This window comes from Vibrio sp. ABH4_348 (assembly GCF_056159765.1).
Map to the genome: position 1 here is coordinate 543,170 of NZ_JBSWVW010000002.1, position 15,648 is coordinate 558,817.

Genomic DNA, 15,648 nt, shown 5'->3' on the forward strand with positions numbered 1-15,648 from the left:
ACTGAGGCCTGATTGTTATGGGTTACGCTGCTATGCCTTTGGCATCGGCAGAGCGTTTTTTGAATTGGGTAATTAAGCCCTGAATATCTAAAATTAGAGAGACGGAGCCATCGCCTAAAATCGTTGCACCTGAGATACCTGAGACCTTGGTGTAGTTTGATTCTAAGCTTTTGATTACGACTTGCTGCTGATCGAGCAATTCATCGAGCAACAAGCCAACCCGATTGCCAGCAGCTTCAACAAAACACAGTATCCGCCCCTGCAATTCACCACTGTCACCCATTTCGAGTTCTTCTTGCAGTCTAAGAATTGGAATGTTTTCTTCGCGAAGACGATAGAGTTCAACCCCGCCTGACGCGCGCTTGATACAACTCATATCAATTTGAATAGACTCGATAATGGTAAGAAGTGGAATGATGTAGACTTCGCCAGCGACTTTAACCAACTGGCCATCAAGTATTGCTAGGGTTAACGGCAGACTAATCGTAAAGCAGCTTCCCTTGCCAAGTTCGGACTCCAATTCAATATGGCCACCGAGCTCTTCGATGTTACGCTTAACCACATCCATACCCACACCGCGTCCAGAGATGTCTGAGACTTCAGCAGCGGTAGAAAAACCGGGAGCGAAAATCAACTCCATGACCTGCTTTTCACTCATTTCCTCGCGACGCGCGTCAGCGGGAAGAACGCCCTTCTCAATGGCTTTATTCCACAACTTATCGCAATTTAGACCCGCTCCATCATCTTTGATTTGGATAACGATCGAACCACCTTGGTGATAGGCGTTTAACTCTATGGTGCCCTCTTCGGGTTTGCCCGCCTCAACTCTGTCGGCAGGTTGCTCAATGCCATGGTCAATGCCATTGCGCACAAGGTGAACGAGCGGGTCGACAATTCGCTCTAACACGGTTTTGTCGAGTTCAGTATTTTCACCGTTGATGTTCAAATTAACTTTTTTCTCAAGTCGACCAGAAAGATCTCTGACTAGACGTGGAAAACGGCTAAATGCAAAACTCATCGGCAACATGCGAATATTCAGCACGTTCTCTTGTAAATCTTTACTGTTTTGAAGTAACTGGGACAACCCGGCTTTAAGCTTCTCTAGCTTATCGATAGAAAAGTCATTACCAATTTCGGTCAGCATGGATTGAGTAATGACCAGCTCGCCCACTAAGTTGATCAAGCTATCAACCTTGTCAATATCAACCCGAATGCTGCTGACACTGGACTCGGCTTTAACAGGTTTATTTGAGGATTTTTCTTTGCTTGGTACAGCTTTTGGGGAAGCTGCCTTTTCAGGAGCCGATGTTTCCGAATTGACCACAACCTCTGGTGCAGAAGCCTTAACTGGCTGATTGGCATCCGCTAAATCAGAGCTTAGTTCCTGCTGAGAGTTGTCGGGGCTCGTCGTATGTTCCACCTCAGAATCAGGCGATGCATTACCGGATTCGGTTTGCTCTGAGATTGTATCTTCTTGAGACGTTTGACTATCTTCTGCGTGATGCTGGCCACCAATTTGCTCAATTTCTAGGTCACATTCATCTTCAACCCATTCAAACACTTCTTGAACATCTTCGAGCGGCACTTGACCATCTAGGTTGATGGTCCAACGCAGGTAACACAGTTCTGGTTCAATTTCAGGTAGTTCAGGAAGGGAATCTGTCCCGACAAAAATCGAGCAATTGTCATCAAGTTCTTTAATTCCGCGCAGAATCCTCAGCGGGTCGTTACCACTAAAAAACATTTCCTTATGTGGTACGAACGTAACTTTCCAAAAACCAGGAACGGAGGGATTCGATATGGATTGTGCTTCGACGCTGACACCACACTCGGTACTATCAGGTTGCATCACTTCGTCGGTTGGCGCATCAAGCAGATTTGCTAACTCGGCACTGACTGCCGATTTCAGCTCTTCATCGACGTCAGCATCTGATTCATGACCCGCGAGCATCCCGGAGATACAGTCGCAACTCTTAAGTAAGATATCGATGGTTTGAACGGTAAGTTGCTTTTCGTGATTTCGGACTAAGTCCAAATACGCCTCGACTGCATGGGTAAATTCCATGATGTCGATGAGATTGAACGTTCCCGCTCCCCCTTTTATTGAGTGGGCAGCACGAAATATAGTGTTAATGGACTCATCGTCTACCGTGTCGACGTCCAAGTTCAACAGTATATCTTCTAGAACTTCGAGATTTTCACGACATTCCTCGTAAAACATCTTACGAAGTTGGTCCATATCTAAAGCCATATGGGTATCCTTGCCAACGTCACAACGAGTATTCTGAAATACCGGAAAGAGTCAGGTCGAGCGTCTTTCTATACTGTGACTTTTTTCAGTGTTTTTAGTAGCGTGTCCGGATTAAATGGTTTCACCAGCCACCCTGTTGCTCCAACCGATTTTCCCTGCATCTTCTTCTCCGTGCTGGTTTCAGTTGTTAGCATCAAAATAGGAATAAACTTGTATTGGGCTTGCCCTCGCAGCTCTTTGACCAAGTCAAAACCGCCCATGTTTGGCATGTTCACATCAGAGATAACCACATCAAACTTTTCTCTTGTAGCCTTCGTCAGTGCATCTCTGCCGTCGTTGGCGGTTTCTACTTCATAGCCCGCATCTTTGAGTGTGTGGCTGACCATCTGTCGAATTGAGATAGAATCATCCACAGCCAAAATTTTCGTCATATTAAGCCTCTCTAACGAGATCCGATAACTCAAATAGGTCTGCCAGACCCAATATTGTAATGCCATCAATTAACGCTCTTGATGGTTGTTCAAGCACGATGTCTTTTTGATTGTTTTTGGCCGTTAGAAAAAGTGACGCCAACAATTGTATTCCTGCAGCGTCAGCACGATTCACCTGCTGTCCGTTGACAGATATCAATGGTTGTTCGCCATTCAAGGCTGCTTTGTATTGGTCACCTGAGTCCATTACCGTAGTAATGTCCAACGATTCCGCAAGAACTAAACTCATCCCGTTTATTGCCTCAAAGTCGTTGCTAAACAAAAACATCCAACGTGCTTAAAATGAGTTTAGGAAGGAATTAGCGAATCGCAAACTTGGCTAAGCTATGGTTTTTGAAAAGATTTGCATCTGGAATTGTTGAAGAGACAAAATACCCATTGATTATTAGTGGGTTACCTCGTTTTTTTGTCCGCAGGACATTTTTTTTCACAGTGAGAAAAAGTAGAGACGCGTTTTGAACTGATAGCGGATAGTCGATGTAGGGAGATTTGTCAATTTACAGTGTAAACTGACTCTACCTAACGTATTGGCTAAGTAATTTACACTGTAAATATTGGTGTTACTGCACCCACCATTCCGCTATGTCTTTCCGCATTTGATTTTGAGCATATTTTTTACCCGTTAGTGCGAATTCGTTTACGCAAGAAGGCCAACTTTTGTTTTGTACGATTTTTCGCAACATCAGATCACTGGCTTGCCCAACTGAGTAGCCTGACATCAATCGTTGATAAACAAACCAAATCACACTTTCTAACTGAGTACCACCCTGGAGGTAATTCAAAAGATTGGTTTTCTCTAATTGAAATACATCATCAATATCTTCTGATTGGCTAGGCTCGGGATTACATGAGATTTCATCGGAAGCATTAATTACTTCGAGTAAGTTACGCACTATGCAAGTTTCAAGTTGCCCATAATGTGTAGGCAGCAAATAATGCAGACGTTGATTGAACATTCGCCTAGCCGCTTTTACCCAAGATTCACTATCCGATACGCACAGCGCCGAATAACAGCCTGTAGACTTGTCTATCGTTGTAGCTAAATGGACCGGGGAAAAGGAATTTTGTTTCCAAAAGCGTAGAAGGTTGTCACTCAATCCAAAACTGGTGGTTACGAAATCGACCTCACCCCTTTGTTTTGATTCAAGCAATAATTGCACGAGTGCGCTGCCAATACCTCTTTGCTGCACATCGGGATGCACAGCTATTCGCATAATTCTAAGGCTTTTAGATTTCGCAGCCTCAGTTATCGCTAGCTGGCTAACCAGTGTCGTTACAGCCAGTTGCCCTTTTGGTCTTCTGGCTCCACTGCGAACTTGTTGCAGCAGTTCCTCGCTCCATTGACCTTCCTCGACAGCAAGTAAACAACCTAAAATATGGTCTTTTGACTTCGCCAACCACAAACGAGTCTCGGTATCTTTCAATAAATGAATGAGGTCATTAGGGCTAGTTTGATAATGTGCATTGACCAGTAATGCAAACACCTCTCTCAGCGTCGCTACGTCTTTTACCAGCTCGCGTTTGTTACACTCAACGAGTTCGACTCCTTCAGTAAGATTGGCATCAAGCGGTGCAATCTCTGCATCTAACAAAAAGGTGTGATTGAGCCAAGCCTCAAGATAGTCGCCCTGCCCCCAACGAATAGGGTTAGTCAGACTGAGAAATTTAGCATTGGGAAAATGTTGTTTAAGCCAAGGCTGAAACTTAAGCGAGAAGCCGCGACCACAACCCTCGTATCCAAACACGGTCGTCGCAAGTGCTACTCGTGAATATTTCCCCAAAAGGCGCTTCAACATGGGAACTGGAATAGAGGAAGCTTCATCAATGATCAGTAAGTCACATTGATGGTCGTTTGACAGAAGCTCGTCGGGCGCTTGGTACCGAATATCACCCTTCGCTTGTAAGTGACGACTTTCCGCAAGATCCAACACGTTTGCCGCGTGCTCAAAGAGTGTGGTTACGCTATCAAATCTTGACGAGGTTACAATTATGCGTTTTTCGGCTTCACACACAATATTTGCAGCGGCTATACCTAGTGCGGTTGATTTTCCTCTACCTCTGTCTGCGGTCAGTAGTAGCGGGCGTTTTCGATGGCCTGACAAAACCTTTGTGACCTGTTCAATTGCTGTCTGTTGTTCTGCATAATTGCTGTCAAATTCAGCAACACTAGGTTCGGGAGCGTTAGATAAACCGGTTTTTGCAAACTCGGGAACCGAGGAAAAAGTCGCTTTAAGCCAATCTTGTATTGGGCTGCCTTGGTAATAAATGAATTCTTCGTCTTCAACCAAAAAAAAGACAAAACCACCCGCCACTAAGGTACCGAGTGCTGCGCAGATACTATTTGCGTCGAAGTCATAACGTAGATCGATAAACAGCCTTGTGTATTCTTGCCCCAAAAGTTGTTTTCCAGCCTTTAGCGGCAGGCAAGTTAACTGTTTGGAAAAAGCAAAATCATCGGGAACATCACTAAGCAAAACAGATACAGGAATATCCTTGCCGTTAGGGACTGTATTATCGAGTAACCCACATACGACTTGCTCAATAAACTCCACGTCACCCTTAAGCTTACAAGCCATACGTTGTTGTTTTATTTGAACGCTTTGCGTCAATTTATCTATGCTTGTGTCACGCATTGGTCTTCGCTAACTGGGTTGGATGCCTGATTATACCAGTCAAAACGTCTAATCAAAGACTCACCATCGAAGTATGTTGTCGAAGTAAGAATGAGCAAATTAATTGAGGTTTAACCTCACTAGAGCGGAAGCTTTGGTAATTAGTCACCACACGATGGATACAAAAAAAGCCACTATTGTGGCTTTTTACGAGTTTTTCGATCACCTAGCTTTAATTAGTTAAGCAAGCTTCTGTTTAACGAATTCTAGGATTTCCGCTAACGACTCATCATCGACTTTCTTTATATTTAGTGCGAGGCCTTGGCCCTTGCGAACATAACTGACCTGACCTTTAACTAACTCGGAGCGCTTGGATGGAGCGTCTGTCGAAGGCTTCAGCTCTTCTATCCAACTCTCGATTGTCTCAGTGACTTCTTTAGTCACCCTAGCGATTCCTTGAGGTTGAGATTGTCCCCAAAGTGCAGCCGCCTCAGATTCGCATCGCGCCAATAGAGCGGCTTGCTGTTTCTCCGATAGCGAGAAATACTGCTTGTGGAGCTTAACAATGGTTGGTCTGCCCAAGTCAGCAACATTAGGGTAAGCCTGCAATAAGGTAAGCGGTAACGCAGCGGCCTTAAGTGCACCACTAACCAAAGCCTCGCTACATTGGAAAATTTTGGCGAGCGCTTTCTGGTCTTCAGCCTCACCACTTGCCAACTGGCCCTGCATTTCCTTACCTTTTTCATACAATGATAAGGGCTTATGAGCATTGGCAACATCAGAAAGAAACTTGGCGTGCTTGCCAGTAATATTCTCCGCTACATATACTAGAAAGGGCTTGTTCGCGATAATACAAGACATGCGACGGCGGCTACCATCGAGCACTTCAATTTTGCCATCGTCCGTTTTTCGTCCGACAGCTGGGTACTGTTGACCGCGCTCACGCAAAGTTGCCAACACATCAGACAGCGCATGTTCATTCAAAAACGCTTGTTCACGAGCATTCTCAGAAAATACGGTAGTTTTATCGGCAACGTCGGCAGCATCAATAGTGATAAGTTCAAACACTACGGTTTGCTCGCCTGCTACTGATAACTCGATAGTCTGCGCTTGTTCACGCGCAGCTTGTTGTGCTTCTTTCGGCGTCGAAGCGTGACGTTTGTTGGCTTTACCAAAAAGTTTGGCATTCAAATCGGAAGTTTTAATCGCCATCAATAATTACCCCTGATTTAGTGTTGACCAATGACTGTGAAGGACCCGCTCTAGCTCCAGAGCACTTTTGTGAACGGCATCTTGCGCCGTCGATAGAGTCTTTTTACCGCCTTCAAAATCGCCAGAAGTCAGGTCAAATACGGTGCTATAGGTATCAGCACATGTTTCAAACGCTCGGCTTCTTGGGATGGTGGCCATCATAACTTGATCGCCCAGCAAGTAATTCATTTCTGTCAGAACGGAGACTTGTTTTTTGTTGTCGTCTTCAAACATGGTTGGCATCAATCGAACAAACTCAAGCCCATTCCAGTCATCCGGGAACATTTCGTACACGGTAGGTAAATGCTGGAAGAAGTTTACGGTTGAGGCCCAGTCAAGGCGCTTTGCAGCACAAGGAATTAATAAAGCATTGGATGCATACATAGCATTCCAAACAAGGGGATCGACATGAGGACCAGTGTCAATCATGATGATATCGAAGTCGTCAGCAATTTTGTCGATCAGCTTTTCTTTTAGTAACTTTACGATATCAAGTGATTGATTCTGTGATAAGTTTTGCCACGCTTCCGCATTAAACATGGCATCTTCAGGAAACGCCGATACGGTTTTCAGGTTTGGATACTGGGTTGGTAACAACACATTTTGCTGTAAAAACTCTCTGTCGACCTCTGTCCCTTCAGGCAAATTGTCTAACATGACGTCAACAGCTGAGTAAATATTGGTATTTTCGCTAACACTGATTTGCGGATTCAGGAACAAGCGCAGCGAACCCTGTGGGTCCAAGTCGATTAGACAGATCCGGTAGCGCTTATCTAAATCCAAAGCCATACATGCCGCGAGATGAACCGCTGTCATGGATTTGCCTGTTCCACCCTTTTGGTTTTGCACATTAATAATCCAAGGCTTGTTTTCTTGGCTTTTCTTACGCTGTGCAAATGTAGGGACATTAGCGGCGTCCATCAGCATGTGGGCTTCTGCTAACGAAATGGAATAGTGGTTTGCGTTATTTTTTGTGAATTGATGGCCTTGCTCTTCCAGTTTTGAAATTGCATCGTCCAATTTGCGTCGAGTTAAGCCAGAACGAGTTTCCATCAATGCCTTCGACATTGGCGGGAAGTGCTCATCTCTCCGTTCTTCTAATACTATTTCAATTCGGTCAGCTTGTACTTGAGCTGTTTGCTCTGCTAAGTGCACCAGGTTATCGATAGTTTGCTGTCTGTTCATAGCCAAAATCCGTTGATTTAACTAAAACAAAATTGTACAGCTTTTTACACTAGATACAATAAAAAGGTGTATTGCAAAATTATGATTAAAATCACACTAAAAGATAAAATCCATACTTATTGTTAAATCCATCAATTTGTTGGTACAGAAGTAGTAAAAATCGCTCAGTAAAGACGCTTAACTATCTACTAAAAGTCACCTACTTTTCACCAATTACAGTGTCACGTATTTACAATGTAAATAGCCATCTCATTTTAGTTCGTCAACATGGCTAAAAAGGGTGTGATGTTTTATTAGCAAATAAGTTACGAAACAACCTGACGAGTTAAATTGGTGACGATGTGTGCAAATGAAAAAATTGGTACTACCCGTTTTGGAGTCGCTTAGTGCTCCTAATACACTTGCAATTCAACACCTCTCTACAGATCCAAATTGAGGAAATCGAAGCAAGGACCAAAAATAATCATCTAAATTTCATAAAGTTAGTTCAAAAGACGTAGCGATTTATTCTGGCCAGATTTTCTTCCCAAGTGGTAATAGCGTCATAAACTTCTAATGTCGATTTCAACTAGCCCTGCTACTCAGTTATCAATACTCGATGCGCAGCGTTTACCTCTTCGAATGGCTTCTTCAAATAGGTGCGTTACCTGAATGCAAGGTAACTTAGGCTGACTATTGCACCTTGAAATGACTTTGCTACCAATACGGAACGATTATTAACGGCCACTAAATTACGGAACTTGTCAGTCCTAACGACTAAATAGCTGTAGACCGTATTATCAGACGAATAGCACTGACAACAGGAAACATGATCAAGATTCCTCATGATCATGCTTTCAGGAGACTCACGTGTAAATAGAAACGATGATCAAGGAATATAAGCATGCTAATCCAACAAGTTACCCTGTAGTTAGATGATCTTTTACAACGGAAGAATGATCAAGTGGCAATACTTTCGGAAGCATGTGTTTTTGTAGGCAAAATACGGCAGATGTCTTTTAGACCGGGCTTTGTCGAGATTTGTTATACTTCGTTTTGCTAATTCAACGACACACAATAGAGAAGAGTAGAGTTATTGGTTACTTTGATCATGCTTTCGTAAATACAACATTCACAGCTAAAGTGGATGTTCACCATTGATAAATACGATTTTTATCTTGATGCACTGAATTACGTTCAAAAAATAAACTAATCTATCTAATCGATATCGAACATTCACTTTCTTGATCATGCTTTCGAACAAGATCTGTCAGTGTTCTCAGTTAAAGGAACTAAAAAACGAGTATTTATTTAGTCAGAGATGTGGATAAGATGTGAAGTGCTGATGATCATAGTTTCGAATCATACTGATCATGCTTTCATAAACGTCTTGATCATACTTTCTTTGCTGTAATGATCATGCTTTCAATGTTTATATGATCATTGTTTCGAGGTTTGTATGATCATGCTTTCGAAAGCTATTTATTTTTACCCTTTAATTACATAAACTTACAATCAAAACGCATCTCAGATCATTAGATCATTTAATCAATATAATCAGAAATAAACATAAAGATCAGATAAATAAAAAATCATTTTTTTTCTTTATTTATGATCTTTTTTTCTTTACCATTCCGGAAACATACTAATATTACGGCCTTTGAGATATGGATCACACAAGCCCAACGGAAAAAATACTGATCAAGGCTCCGAGAAGTCACAAAGACGGTCATTTATTTGAAGTGACAGAATCAGCGATTAGTTGGGTAGAACAATATCAACATTTCAAAGGGGTCACAAAAAGCATCGTTGAGCTTCTTAACTTGATTGCCCTGAGAGGTTTATCGAGTAAAGACGGGTTAGTGTCCACGACAGAATTGATCGATGCGACAGACGGAAAGCTTACTCGAGCAGCCATTCAACAGAGGCTAAGAGCAGCAGTCACAGTTGGTTTGTTTTCTCAAACGGGTGTTCGATTCGAAGAAGGGTTAGCGGGCAAAACGATGCTCCACCGTTTTATTAACCCAAACCAACTCATCTCTGCGCTCGGCGCAACCAGCTTGGTAACTGAAACGGTTAAACACAATGAGCGTCAAAAACGTTCAAAGGCACTGGCTCAGAATCGAGTTAATAAACGCTTACTCAACGAACATGGCCTCAATACGCCACCAGCGATGAAGGACGAAGCTGATCAATTTGTGGTGTCTCCAACAAACTGGGCCGGGATCATTGATCAAGCGTTAGCGCCACCACGCACTCGCAAGAACTATCAAAAGAGCATGGTAACGATTTCCGGTACACGCGCCGTAATAGAAACCCGCTCTTCAAAAAACATCATGACCGTTGATGATCTGATGACCTTGTTTGCCCTGTTTACATTGACAGTTCAGTACCACGAGCATCACCAGGCTCAATACCAACTCGACGCCGCTCAAGCTCCAAATAAGACTCCATTGTATATCACGGATATCTTGCAACTTCGTGGCAAAAAGGACAGTGGGCCGGCACGAGACTCGATTCGAGACAGTATCGATCGAATTGAATTTACCGATTTTCAACTACACGAACTCACAGGTCGCTGGCTCAGTGAAAACATGCCAGAAGGATTCAAAAGTGATCGATTCCGGTTTATTGCAAGAACGGTTACTGCGTCAGAAGAAGCACCCGTGGAAGGGGCTTCAGGCGAGATTCGTATTAAACCTAACTTGTACATCTTAGTCTGGGAGCCATCGTTTTATGAAGAGCTTCTGACTCGCGATTACTTTTTCTTGTTTCCGCCTGAGATACTTAGACAGCATACGCTTGTGTTTCAGCTGTATTCGTACTTCCGCAGTAGGATGGCTCGTCGGCACAGCGATTCAATGTTGCTAAGTGAGCTTAATCAAAAGCTTGCACGGAACATTGAATGGCGCCGATTCTCCATGGATTTGATCCGAGAGCTGAAAAAATTATCAAAAGGCAAAGTGTCGGATGACGTTTTTGCAGTCAATCTATGGGGCTATCACTTAACGATCGAAACCATCGATGATCAAGGTAAGATCAAAGACTATCAGGTCGATATCAAATGCGATGCTGAAGAAGTCTTGCGCTACTCTCGAGCTCGTACCACCAATGCGGGTAAACGCAACATGGCACCTACCTTGCCCAATCCATTGAGAAATGAAATGGTGAGTCGCCAAGAGCTGGAAGAGTTGTCACAGATTATTGATGGTGAATTTGAGCCCATCCAACGCAAACCCGCGAATACCGGTGGTCGTTTGGGCCGTCGCGTTAAACTCAAAAAACACCTGGTAGAGATCAATGCGGATGAAATTACCATTACTCTATCAAAGTATACCTCTTCAGAAGCTTTAGAACGCGGTATAACGGCGCTTTCCGCCATGACTGGACATACCCCATCATCAATCAAAGAAGAGTGCTCAGAATTGATTGAGAAGCTTGATTATTTACGTGTCAATGGGGAAGCTATTCCCTATGAGACTTTGAGTAAAGTGATTGAGCTATACAATCAACAGAGTGAAAACAAGCATCTGTCGATTGAGCGTCTTATCTCGGGCTTGGCCGTGCGACGAAAAGTTTGTAAAAACGTCTACGAAGGGCATTTAGATGAATCGGTGTTTAGAGTCTTAGACGAAATGGCGGTATAAAAAAATGGAGACGATTTCGTCTCCATTTTTGTATTTTTTCTTGATCATGCTTTCGATACCAGCATGGAAAATCGCTCAACATCTAGTGAAACTGATGATTTCCTTGATCATGCTTTCGATCCAAAGTGGCCATTAACCTGACATGAGACTCAATTACTTGATGGCTCTCGGTTTGCCATTTGGATTGATCTTGCTGATTGCAAAACTCCAAAATTAACACAGTAATGTGTTGCAAACGGGCCCGGCCCCAATCTACAAGTTCCTGAGCACTCAATGGATTTTGAATCGCTTGTTCGAGTCTTGTATAGGCTAATTGTAGGAACTGATAAGCTTTTTCAGGGTTTGAAAACTTGGCTCCCTGATACACTCTCAAGCACCCATCGAGCCAACAGGCAATGGCTTTGCTTTGCTCTGTGGTGACTTGTGGGCCCCAAACTTCCTCTGGCGCAGTCACAATGAGACCTTCTAAGATCTCATCATGATCATGCTTTCGGGTTTGGTACCATTCACTGATAGCATTAATCCAAGACTCTAACGGCATTTTAGGCAGCATCCTTCTCTTGGTAGACCTTAACAAAGTGGTTTTCACCGACTTGATTAAACTCAGTTTGATACTCGATGCTACGAGCGCGAATCTCATCAGCATCCAATGAGAAGTTTGGTTCAGAATGAACCAAGTTACCAAATGGCAGATCCGGATCTGGTACTGCAGAAATCAACAGCTTAGTGTAAGGATGCTGTGGATTAGACAGAATTGACTGAGTGTCACCCCACTCAACGATCTGTCCTTTGTACATCACCGCGGTTTCCTCAGCGATGTAGTGTGCGGTTGCCAAATCGTGTGTGATGTACAAGAAGCCAATGCCCAACTCTTCTTTCATGCGTTGCATCAGGTTAAGCACACCAAGACGAATCGACACGTCCAACATAGACGTTGGTTCATCGGCCAGGATCATTTCTGAACCTACCGCTAGAGCACGTGCAAGGTTTACACGTTGACGTTGACCGCCACTCAATTCATGAGGGAACTTATCAATGGTGTCCGGTACAAGCTCAACCAGGTCAAGAAGCTCTGATAAACGCTTATCCAATTCTTCTTTACTGCTAACTTGGTTATGGATTTTTAACGGACGGGTTAGATGATGACGTATCGTTTGAGTGGGATTCAAAGAGCCGAACGGGTCTTGAAACACCATTTGTACTTTACTGCGGTAATCCAGCACTTCTTTGCGAGATTGCAGCTCATCAATATTACGACCGTTATACAAGATTTCGCCAGAGGTTGATGGGTAGACCTTAGTAATCAGACGAGCAACGGTACTTTTACCACAACCCGATTCACCAACCAGTGCCAGAGTGCGACCTTTATGAAGGTTGAAAGTTACACCTTGCAACGCTTTGAATCGTTCTGTTGAGGCAAATCCACCACCAATAGTGAACTCTTTTACAACGTTTTTAACTTGGATTAGTGGTTGGTCACTCATGCTGTTACCTCTTCTTGTGCAGATTCTTGCTCTTTATGTTTACCCTCGTGGATGTTCGGGAACGAAGCCCAAAGCTTTTGCGTGTAAGGGTGTTGAGGATTGTTTCGAATCTCTTTGGATTCATTAACCTCAACGATTTCGCCGTGGCGCATGATGGCAATTCGATCGCACAACTGGCTCATTAGCGCCAAATCATGAGTGATGAACAGAACCGAGAAACCAAACTCTTCACGCAATCCGTATATTTGCTGCAAGATTTCACGTTGTACAACCACATCAAGTGCCGTTGTAGGCTCATCCATGATGATCATTTTTGGGTTGAGTGATAGGGCAATCGCGATCACCAAACGCTGACGCATACCACCAGAGAATTGGTGCGGGTATTCGCTGAGTCTTTCTCTTGGAATGTTCACAAGATCGAGCAGTTTTTCAGCGCGCTCTTTCGCTTGCTCACGCGTAAAACCTTGGTGGTGGCGCAATACATCAGCAAATTGCTCTTCGATTGGCAGAACAGGGTTTAGAGAGTTCATTGCGCTCTGGAAAACCATTGCGATTTCACTCCAGCGAATCGCGTTCAACTGCTCGTCTGGCAGGCTTAGTAGGTCTTTACCATCAAAATGAATCTCACCGCCGGAGATAAACGCAGGCGGCTTGTGCAGACGATTGATAGCAAACGCGATAGTACTTTTACCACAACCCGATTCACCAGCAAGGCCAAAGATTTCGCCACGGCCGATATCAAAGCTAACGGATTTCACCGCATTAAAATCACCATTATCGGTAATGTAATCGACACACAAGTTCCGAATAGAAATTACCGGGTCGTCGTGGAACGACTTTTCTAACAAGTTATTACTCATAACGATTCTCACTTACAAAAGATAATCGATATCATTAAGGTTATTGTTATCAATGAAAAGTTAACCGAACTGAAAAGTTGAACTAAGTCTAAAAATGATGAGTGACAAATGAAAAGAGGCGAAGTAGGGCAGAAATCTTGGGCAAAAATAGCAGCTCAGAAGTCGCAGGAAGTGTGATTACACATTCACAATTGAAGGTGACAATTTGCCCACATTTTTTAAAAGGGCAATCCCCTAAATGTACTCCGCCAATAACGTGCTTGCAAAGCGATTTTCGATAGGATTTTGTAACAGGGTTTAGAACTTTTACCGCTATCACAGTCTGTAAACAAATCACTTAACAAGCCTATTCGCTCCTTGGTAAAGATGTCCTGTCCCTGACATGGTTTTTTCGGAGGGTAATATGTCCATAAATTCAATTGACCATGACCAAATGACAGAGATGGCAGACAAATGGGAATTAGAAGATGATGTGCGTTCAGCGAAAAAAGTTGGCGCGGCAAAATCGGCTGAAGCCCGCAGAAGGATAGAAATGCTCAAGGAAATTCGTGACAGTGGTCTATCGCTTGAAGAAGCGCGTGAACTTGGCCTCATTCACTAATAGAGTACATCCATTTCTTCACACCAATCGGTGAACTTGCAAAGGCGCGAAATGCGCCTTTTTGTATTTAGAACCCCCATCCTCAAGCCAACATTTGTGACCCGGTGTTATCGCAGTCCTGTGATTTCTTGGGTATAGTGTCTGCCTTTAAATTTTTTAGTTAGGTTTATCATGAGCCAGAACTTATCATTGTTGCCGGATCACGAGAAAAATCTGATAGAAATTGAAAAGCAAGCAGCCTTCATCGTTTGGAAAATTAAAGAAGCGAAAGCTGGACCCGAAGCGATTGACTCCCAGTTGGCAACATTATCTGTCCAGACTGAACAGGAGCATTTTTTGAGCTGCATTGCTAAATACAAAACACAAATGGGTGTGGTTTAGACTCGACACCGTTTAGCTCAATTGAAAATAGGGCGGTATTTGTTAAAATCGCCGACGTTTAAAAAGACAAGAGAGTGCCCAGATGGGAAGAAGTTTTGAAGTGCGCAAAGCCTCTATGGCTAAGACCCAAGGCGCAAAAATTAAGGTTTACTCTAAGTACGGTAAAGAAATTTACATGTGTGCTAAAAATGGAGGCGGAGATCCGGATGCGAACCTGTCTCTGCGCCACCTGATTGCGAAAGCAAAGAAAGATCAGGTTCCGGGCCACATCATCGATAAAGCTATCGATAAAGCGACAGGCGGCGGCGGTGAAGATTACCAGCCGGCTCGTTATGAAGGTTTTAGTCCGGGTGGTGCCAGCGTTATCGTTGACTGTCTGACTGATAACGGCAACCGTACTTTCCAAGATGTTCGCCAATGTTTTGTCAAAACGGGAGCGAAAATCGGTAGCCCGGGTACCGTTGCCCACATGTTTGATCACCAAGCTGTGTTCCAGTTTAAAGGTGAAGATGAAGAGCAGATTCTAGAAGATTTGATGATGGCTGACGTTGATGTTACTGACATCGAATTAGAAGACGGTGTGATCACGGTTTTTGCTCCTCATACAGAGTTCTTCAAGGCCAAAACGGCGTTATCTGAAGCCTACCCAGACCTTACTCTGGACGTAGAAGAAATCACATTTGTGCCGCAAACGCATACTGAAGTGTCTGGTGAAGACGCTGAGCGTTTCCAAAAGTTCCTGGACATGCTTGATGATTGTGATGACGTTCAACAGGTTTACCATAACGCAACAGTAGTGGAATAACAGGTTGAGTAACTGACTCAGTAATGCCTGACTATCACAAAGTAAAAACGGAGCAAACAAGCTCCGTTTTTTTACACTGTAAATCCGTATTTTAGCTAAGT

The 15,648-nt window shown here is 43.5% G+C and carries 13 protein-coding genes; 4 read left to right on the forward strand and 9 right to left on the reverse strand.

Going from position 1 to position 15,648, the window contains the following annotated elements; all coding sequences use genetic code 11:
• Nucleotides 1–22 precede the first annotated feature (22 nt).
• The 6 genes from ACXAFJ_RS16220 to ACXAFJ_RS16245 form a co-directional block, all read right to left on the reverse strand.
• A complete protein-coding gene (locus ACXAFJ_RS16220; RefSeq protein WP_475324855.1) occupies nt 23–2,251 on the reverse strand; it encodes a chemotaxis protein CheA in 2,229 nt (742 codons plus the stop codon).
• A 68-nt stretch (nt 2,252–2,319) separates the two neighbouring features.
• The gene (locus ACXAFJ_RS16225) at nt 2,320–2,682 is read right to left on the reverse strand and encodes a response regulator (RefSeq protein WP_475324856.1); all 363 of its coding nucleotides are present in this window, start codon (nt 2,680–2,682) and stop codon (nt 2,320–2,322) included.
• A 1-nt stretch (nt 2,683) separates the two neighbouring features.
• Entirely contained in the window at nt 2,684–2,971 is a 288-nt protein-coding gene (locus ACXAFJ_RS16230) for an STAS domain-containing protein (RefSeq protein ID WP_475324858.1), read from the reverse strand.
• 331 nt (nt 2,972–3,302) lie between these two features.
• The gene (locus ACXAFJ_RS16235; RefSeq protein WP_475324859.1) at nt 3,303–5,375 is read right to left on the reverse strand and encodes a GNAT family N-acetyltransferase; all 2,073 of its coding nucleotides are present in this window, start codon (nt 5,373–5,375) and stop codon (nt 3,303–3,305) included.
• 219 nt (nt 5,376–5,594) lie between these two features.
• The gene (locus ACXAFJ_RS16240; RefSeq protein ID WP_475324861.1) at nt 5,595–6,566 is read right to left on the reverse strand and encodes a ParB/RepB/Spo0J family partition protein; all 972 of its coding nucleotides are present in this window, start codon (nt 6,564–6,566) and stop codon (nt 5,595–5,597) included.
• A 6-nt stretch (nt 6,567–6,572) separates the two neighbouring features.
• Nucleotides 6,573–7,790, reverse strand: a complete 1,218-nt coding sequence (locus tag ACXAFJ_RS16245; protein ID WP_475324862.1) for a ParA family protein — start codon at nt 7,788–7,790, stop codon at nt 6,573–6,575.
• Nucleotides 7,791–9,436: 1,646 nt separating this feature from the next.
• On the opposite strand from ACXAFJ_RS16245, the gene ACXAFJ_RS16250 reads away from it, so the two are divergent.
• Nucleotides 9,437–11,416: a replication initiator protein RctB domain-containing protein gene (locus ACXAFJ_RS16250; RefSeq protein ID WP_475324863.1), complete on the forward strand. Its 1,980-nt coding sequence runs from the start codon at nt 9,437–9,439 to the stop codon at nt 11,414–11,416.
• Nucleotides 11,417–11,498: 82 nt separating this feature from the next.
• On the opposite strand, the gene ACXAFJ_RS16255 is transcribed toward ACXAFJ_RS16250, so the two are convergent.
• The 3 genes from ACXAFJ_RS16255 to ACXAFJ_RS16265 are packed head-to-tail and all read right to left on the reverse strand — an operon-like array spanning nt 11,499 to nt 13,760.
• Nucleotides 11,499–11,957: a transcriptional regulator gene (locus ACXAFJ_RS16255; RefSeq protein WP_475324864.1), complete on the reverse strand. Its 459-nt coding sequence runs from the start codon at nt 11,955–11,957 to the stop codon at nt 11,499–11,501.
• 1 nt (nt 11,958) lies between these two features.
• The gene (locus tag ACXAFJ_RS16260; RefSeq protein ID WP_475324866.1) at nt 11,959–12,900 is read right to left on the reverse strand and encodes an ATP-binding cassette domain-containing protein; all 942 of its coding nucleotides are present in this window, start codon (nt 12,898–12,900) and stop codon (nt 11,959–11,961) included.
• Nucleotides 12,897–13,760 carry an ABC transporter ATP-binding protein gene (locus ACXAFJ_RS16265; protein ID WP_475324867.1) on the reverse strand — a complete coding sequence of 288 codons (864 nt, stop codon included), beginning with the start codon at nt 13,758–13,760 and terminating at the stop codon, nt 12,897–12,899. Before ACXAFJ_RS16265 ends, ACXAFJ_RS16260 begins: the two co-directional genes overlap by 4 nt.
• A gap of 403 nt (nt 13,761–14,163) precedes the next feature.
• Here ACXAFJ_RS16265 and ACXAFJ_RS16270 point away from each other — a divergent pair, with 403 nt between their 5' ends.
• The 3 genes from ACXAFJ_RS16270 to ACXAFJ_RS16280 all read left to right on the forward strand — a co-directional run bounded on the left by ACXAFJ_RS16270 (nt 14,164) and on the right by ACXAFJ_RS16280 (nt 15,547).
• Nucleotides 14,164–14,361: a hypothetical protein gene (locus ACXAFJ_RS16270; RefSeq protein WP_475324868.1), complete on the forward strand. Its 198-nt coding sequence runs from the start codon at nt 14,164–14,166 to the stop codon at nt 14,359–14,361.
• Nucleotides 14,362–14,532: 171 nt separating this feature from the next.
• The gene (locus ACXAFJ_RS16275; protein ID WP_475324870.1) at nt 14,533–14,742 is read left to right on the forward strand and encodes a DUF3283 family protein; all 210 of its coding nucleotides are present in this window, start codon (nt 14,533–14,535) and stop codon (nt 14,740–14,742) included.
• A gap of 82 nt (nt 14,743–14,824) precedes the next feature.
• Nucleotides 14,825–15,547, forward strand: coding sequence for a YebC/PmpR family DNA-binding transcriptional regulator (locus ACXAFJ_RS16280; protein WP_475324871.1), 723 nt, complete (start codon nt 14,825–14,827; stop codon nt 15,545–15,547).
• The last annotated feature ends 101 nt before the right edge of the window (nt 15,548–15,648 follow it).

Bases quoted from the DNA above. Each gene is read 5' to 3' on its own strand.
- ACXAFJ_RS16220 (WP_475324855.1), bottom strand. From the start codon at position 2,251: ATGGCTTTAGATATGGACCAACTTCGTAAGATGTTTTACGAGGAATGT.
- ACXAFJ_RS16225 (WP_475324856.1), bottom strand. From the start codon at position 2,682: ATGACGAAAATTTTGGCTGTGGATGATTCTATCTCAATTCGACAGATG.
- ACXAFJ_RS16230 (WP_475324858.1), bottom strand. From the start codon at position 2,971: ATGAGTTTAGTTCTTGCGGAATCGTTGGACATTACTACGGTAATGGAC.
- ACXAFJ_RS16235 (WP_475324859.1), bottom strand. From the start codon at position 5,375: ATGCGTGACACAAGCATAGATAAATTGACGCAAAGCGTTCAAATAAAA.
- ACXAFJ_RS16240 (WP_475324861.1), bottom strand. From the start codon at position 6,566: ATGGCGATTAAAACTTCCGATTTGAATGCCAAACTTTTTGGTAAAGCC.
- ACXAFJ_RS16245 (WP_475324862.1), bottom strand. From the start codon at position 7,790: ATGAACAGACAGCAAACTATCGATAACCTGGTGCACTTAGCAGAGCAA.
- ACXAFJ_RS16250 (WP_475324863.1), top strand. From the start codon at position 9,437: ATGGATCACACAAGCCCAACGGAAAAAATACTGATCAAGGCTCCGAGA.
- ACXAFJ_RS16255 (WP_475324864.1), bottom strand. From the start codon at position 11,957: ATGCCGTTAGAGTCTTGGATTAATGCTATCAGTGAATGGTACCAAACC.
- ACXAFJ_RS16260 (WP_475324866.1), bottom strand. From the start codon at position 12,900: ATGAGTGACCAACCACTAATCCAAGTTAAAAACGTTGTAAAAGAGTTC.
- ACXAFJ_RS16265 (WP_475324867.1), bottom strand. From the start codon at position 13,760: ATGAGTAATAACTTGTTAGAAAAGTCGTTCCACGACGACCCGGTAATT.
- ACXAFJ_RS16270 (WP_475324868.1), top strand. From the start codon at position 14,164: ATGTCCATAAATTCAATTGACCATGACCAAATGACAGAGATGGCAGAC.
- ACXAFJ_RS16275 (WP_475324870.1), top strand. From the start codon at position 14,533: ATGAGCCAGAACTTATCATTGTTGCCGGATCACGAGAAAAATCTGATA.
- ACXAFJ_RS16280 (WP_475324871.1), top strand. From the start codon at position 14,825: ATGGGAAGAAGTTTTGAAGTGCGCAAAGCCTCTATGGCTAAGACCCAA.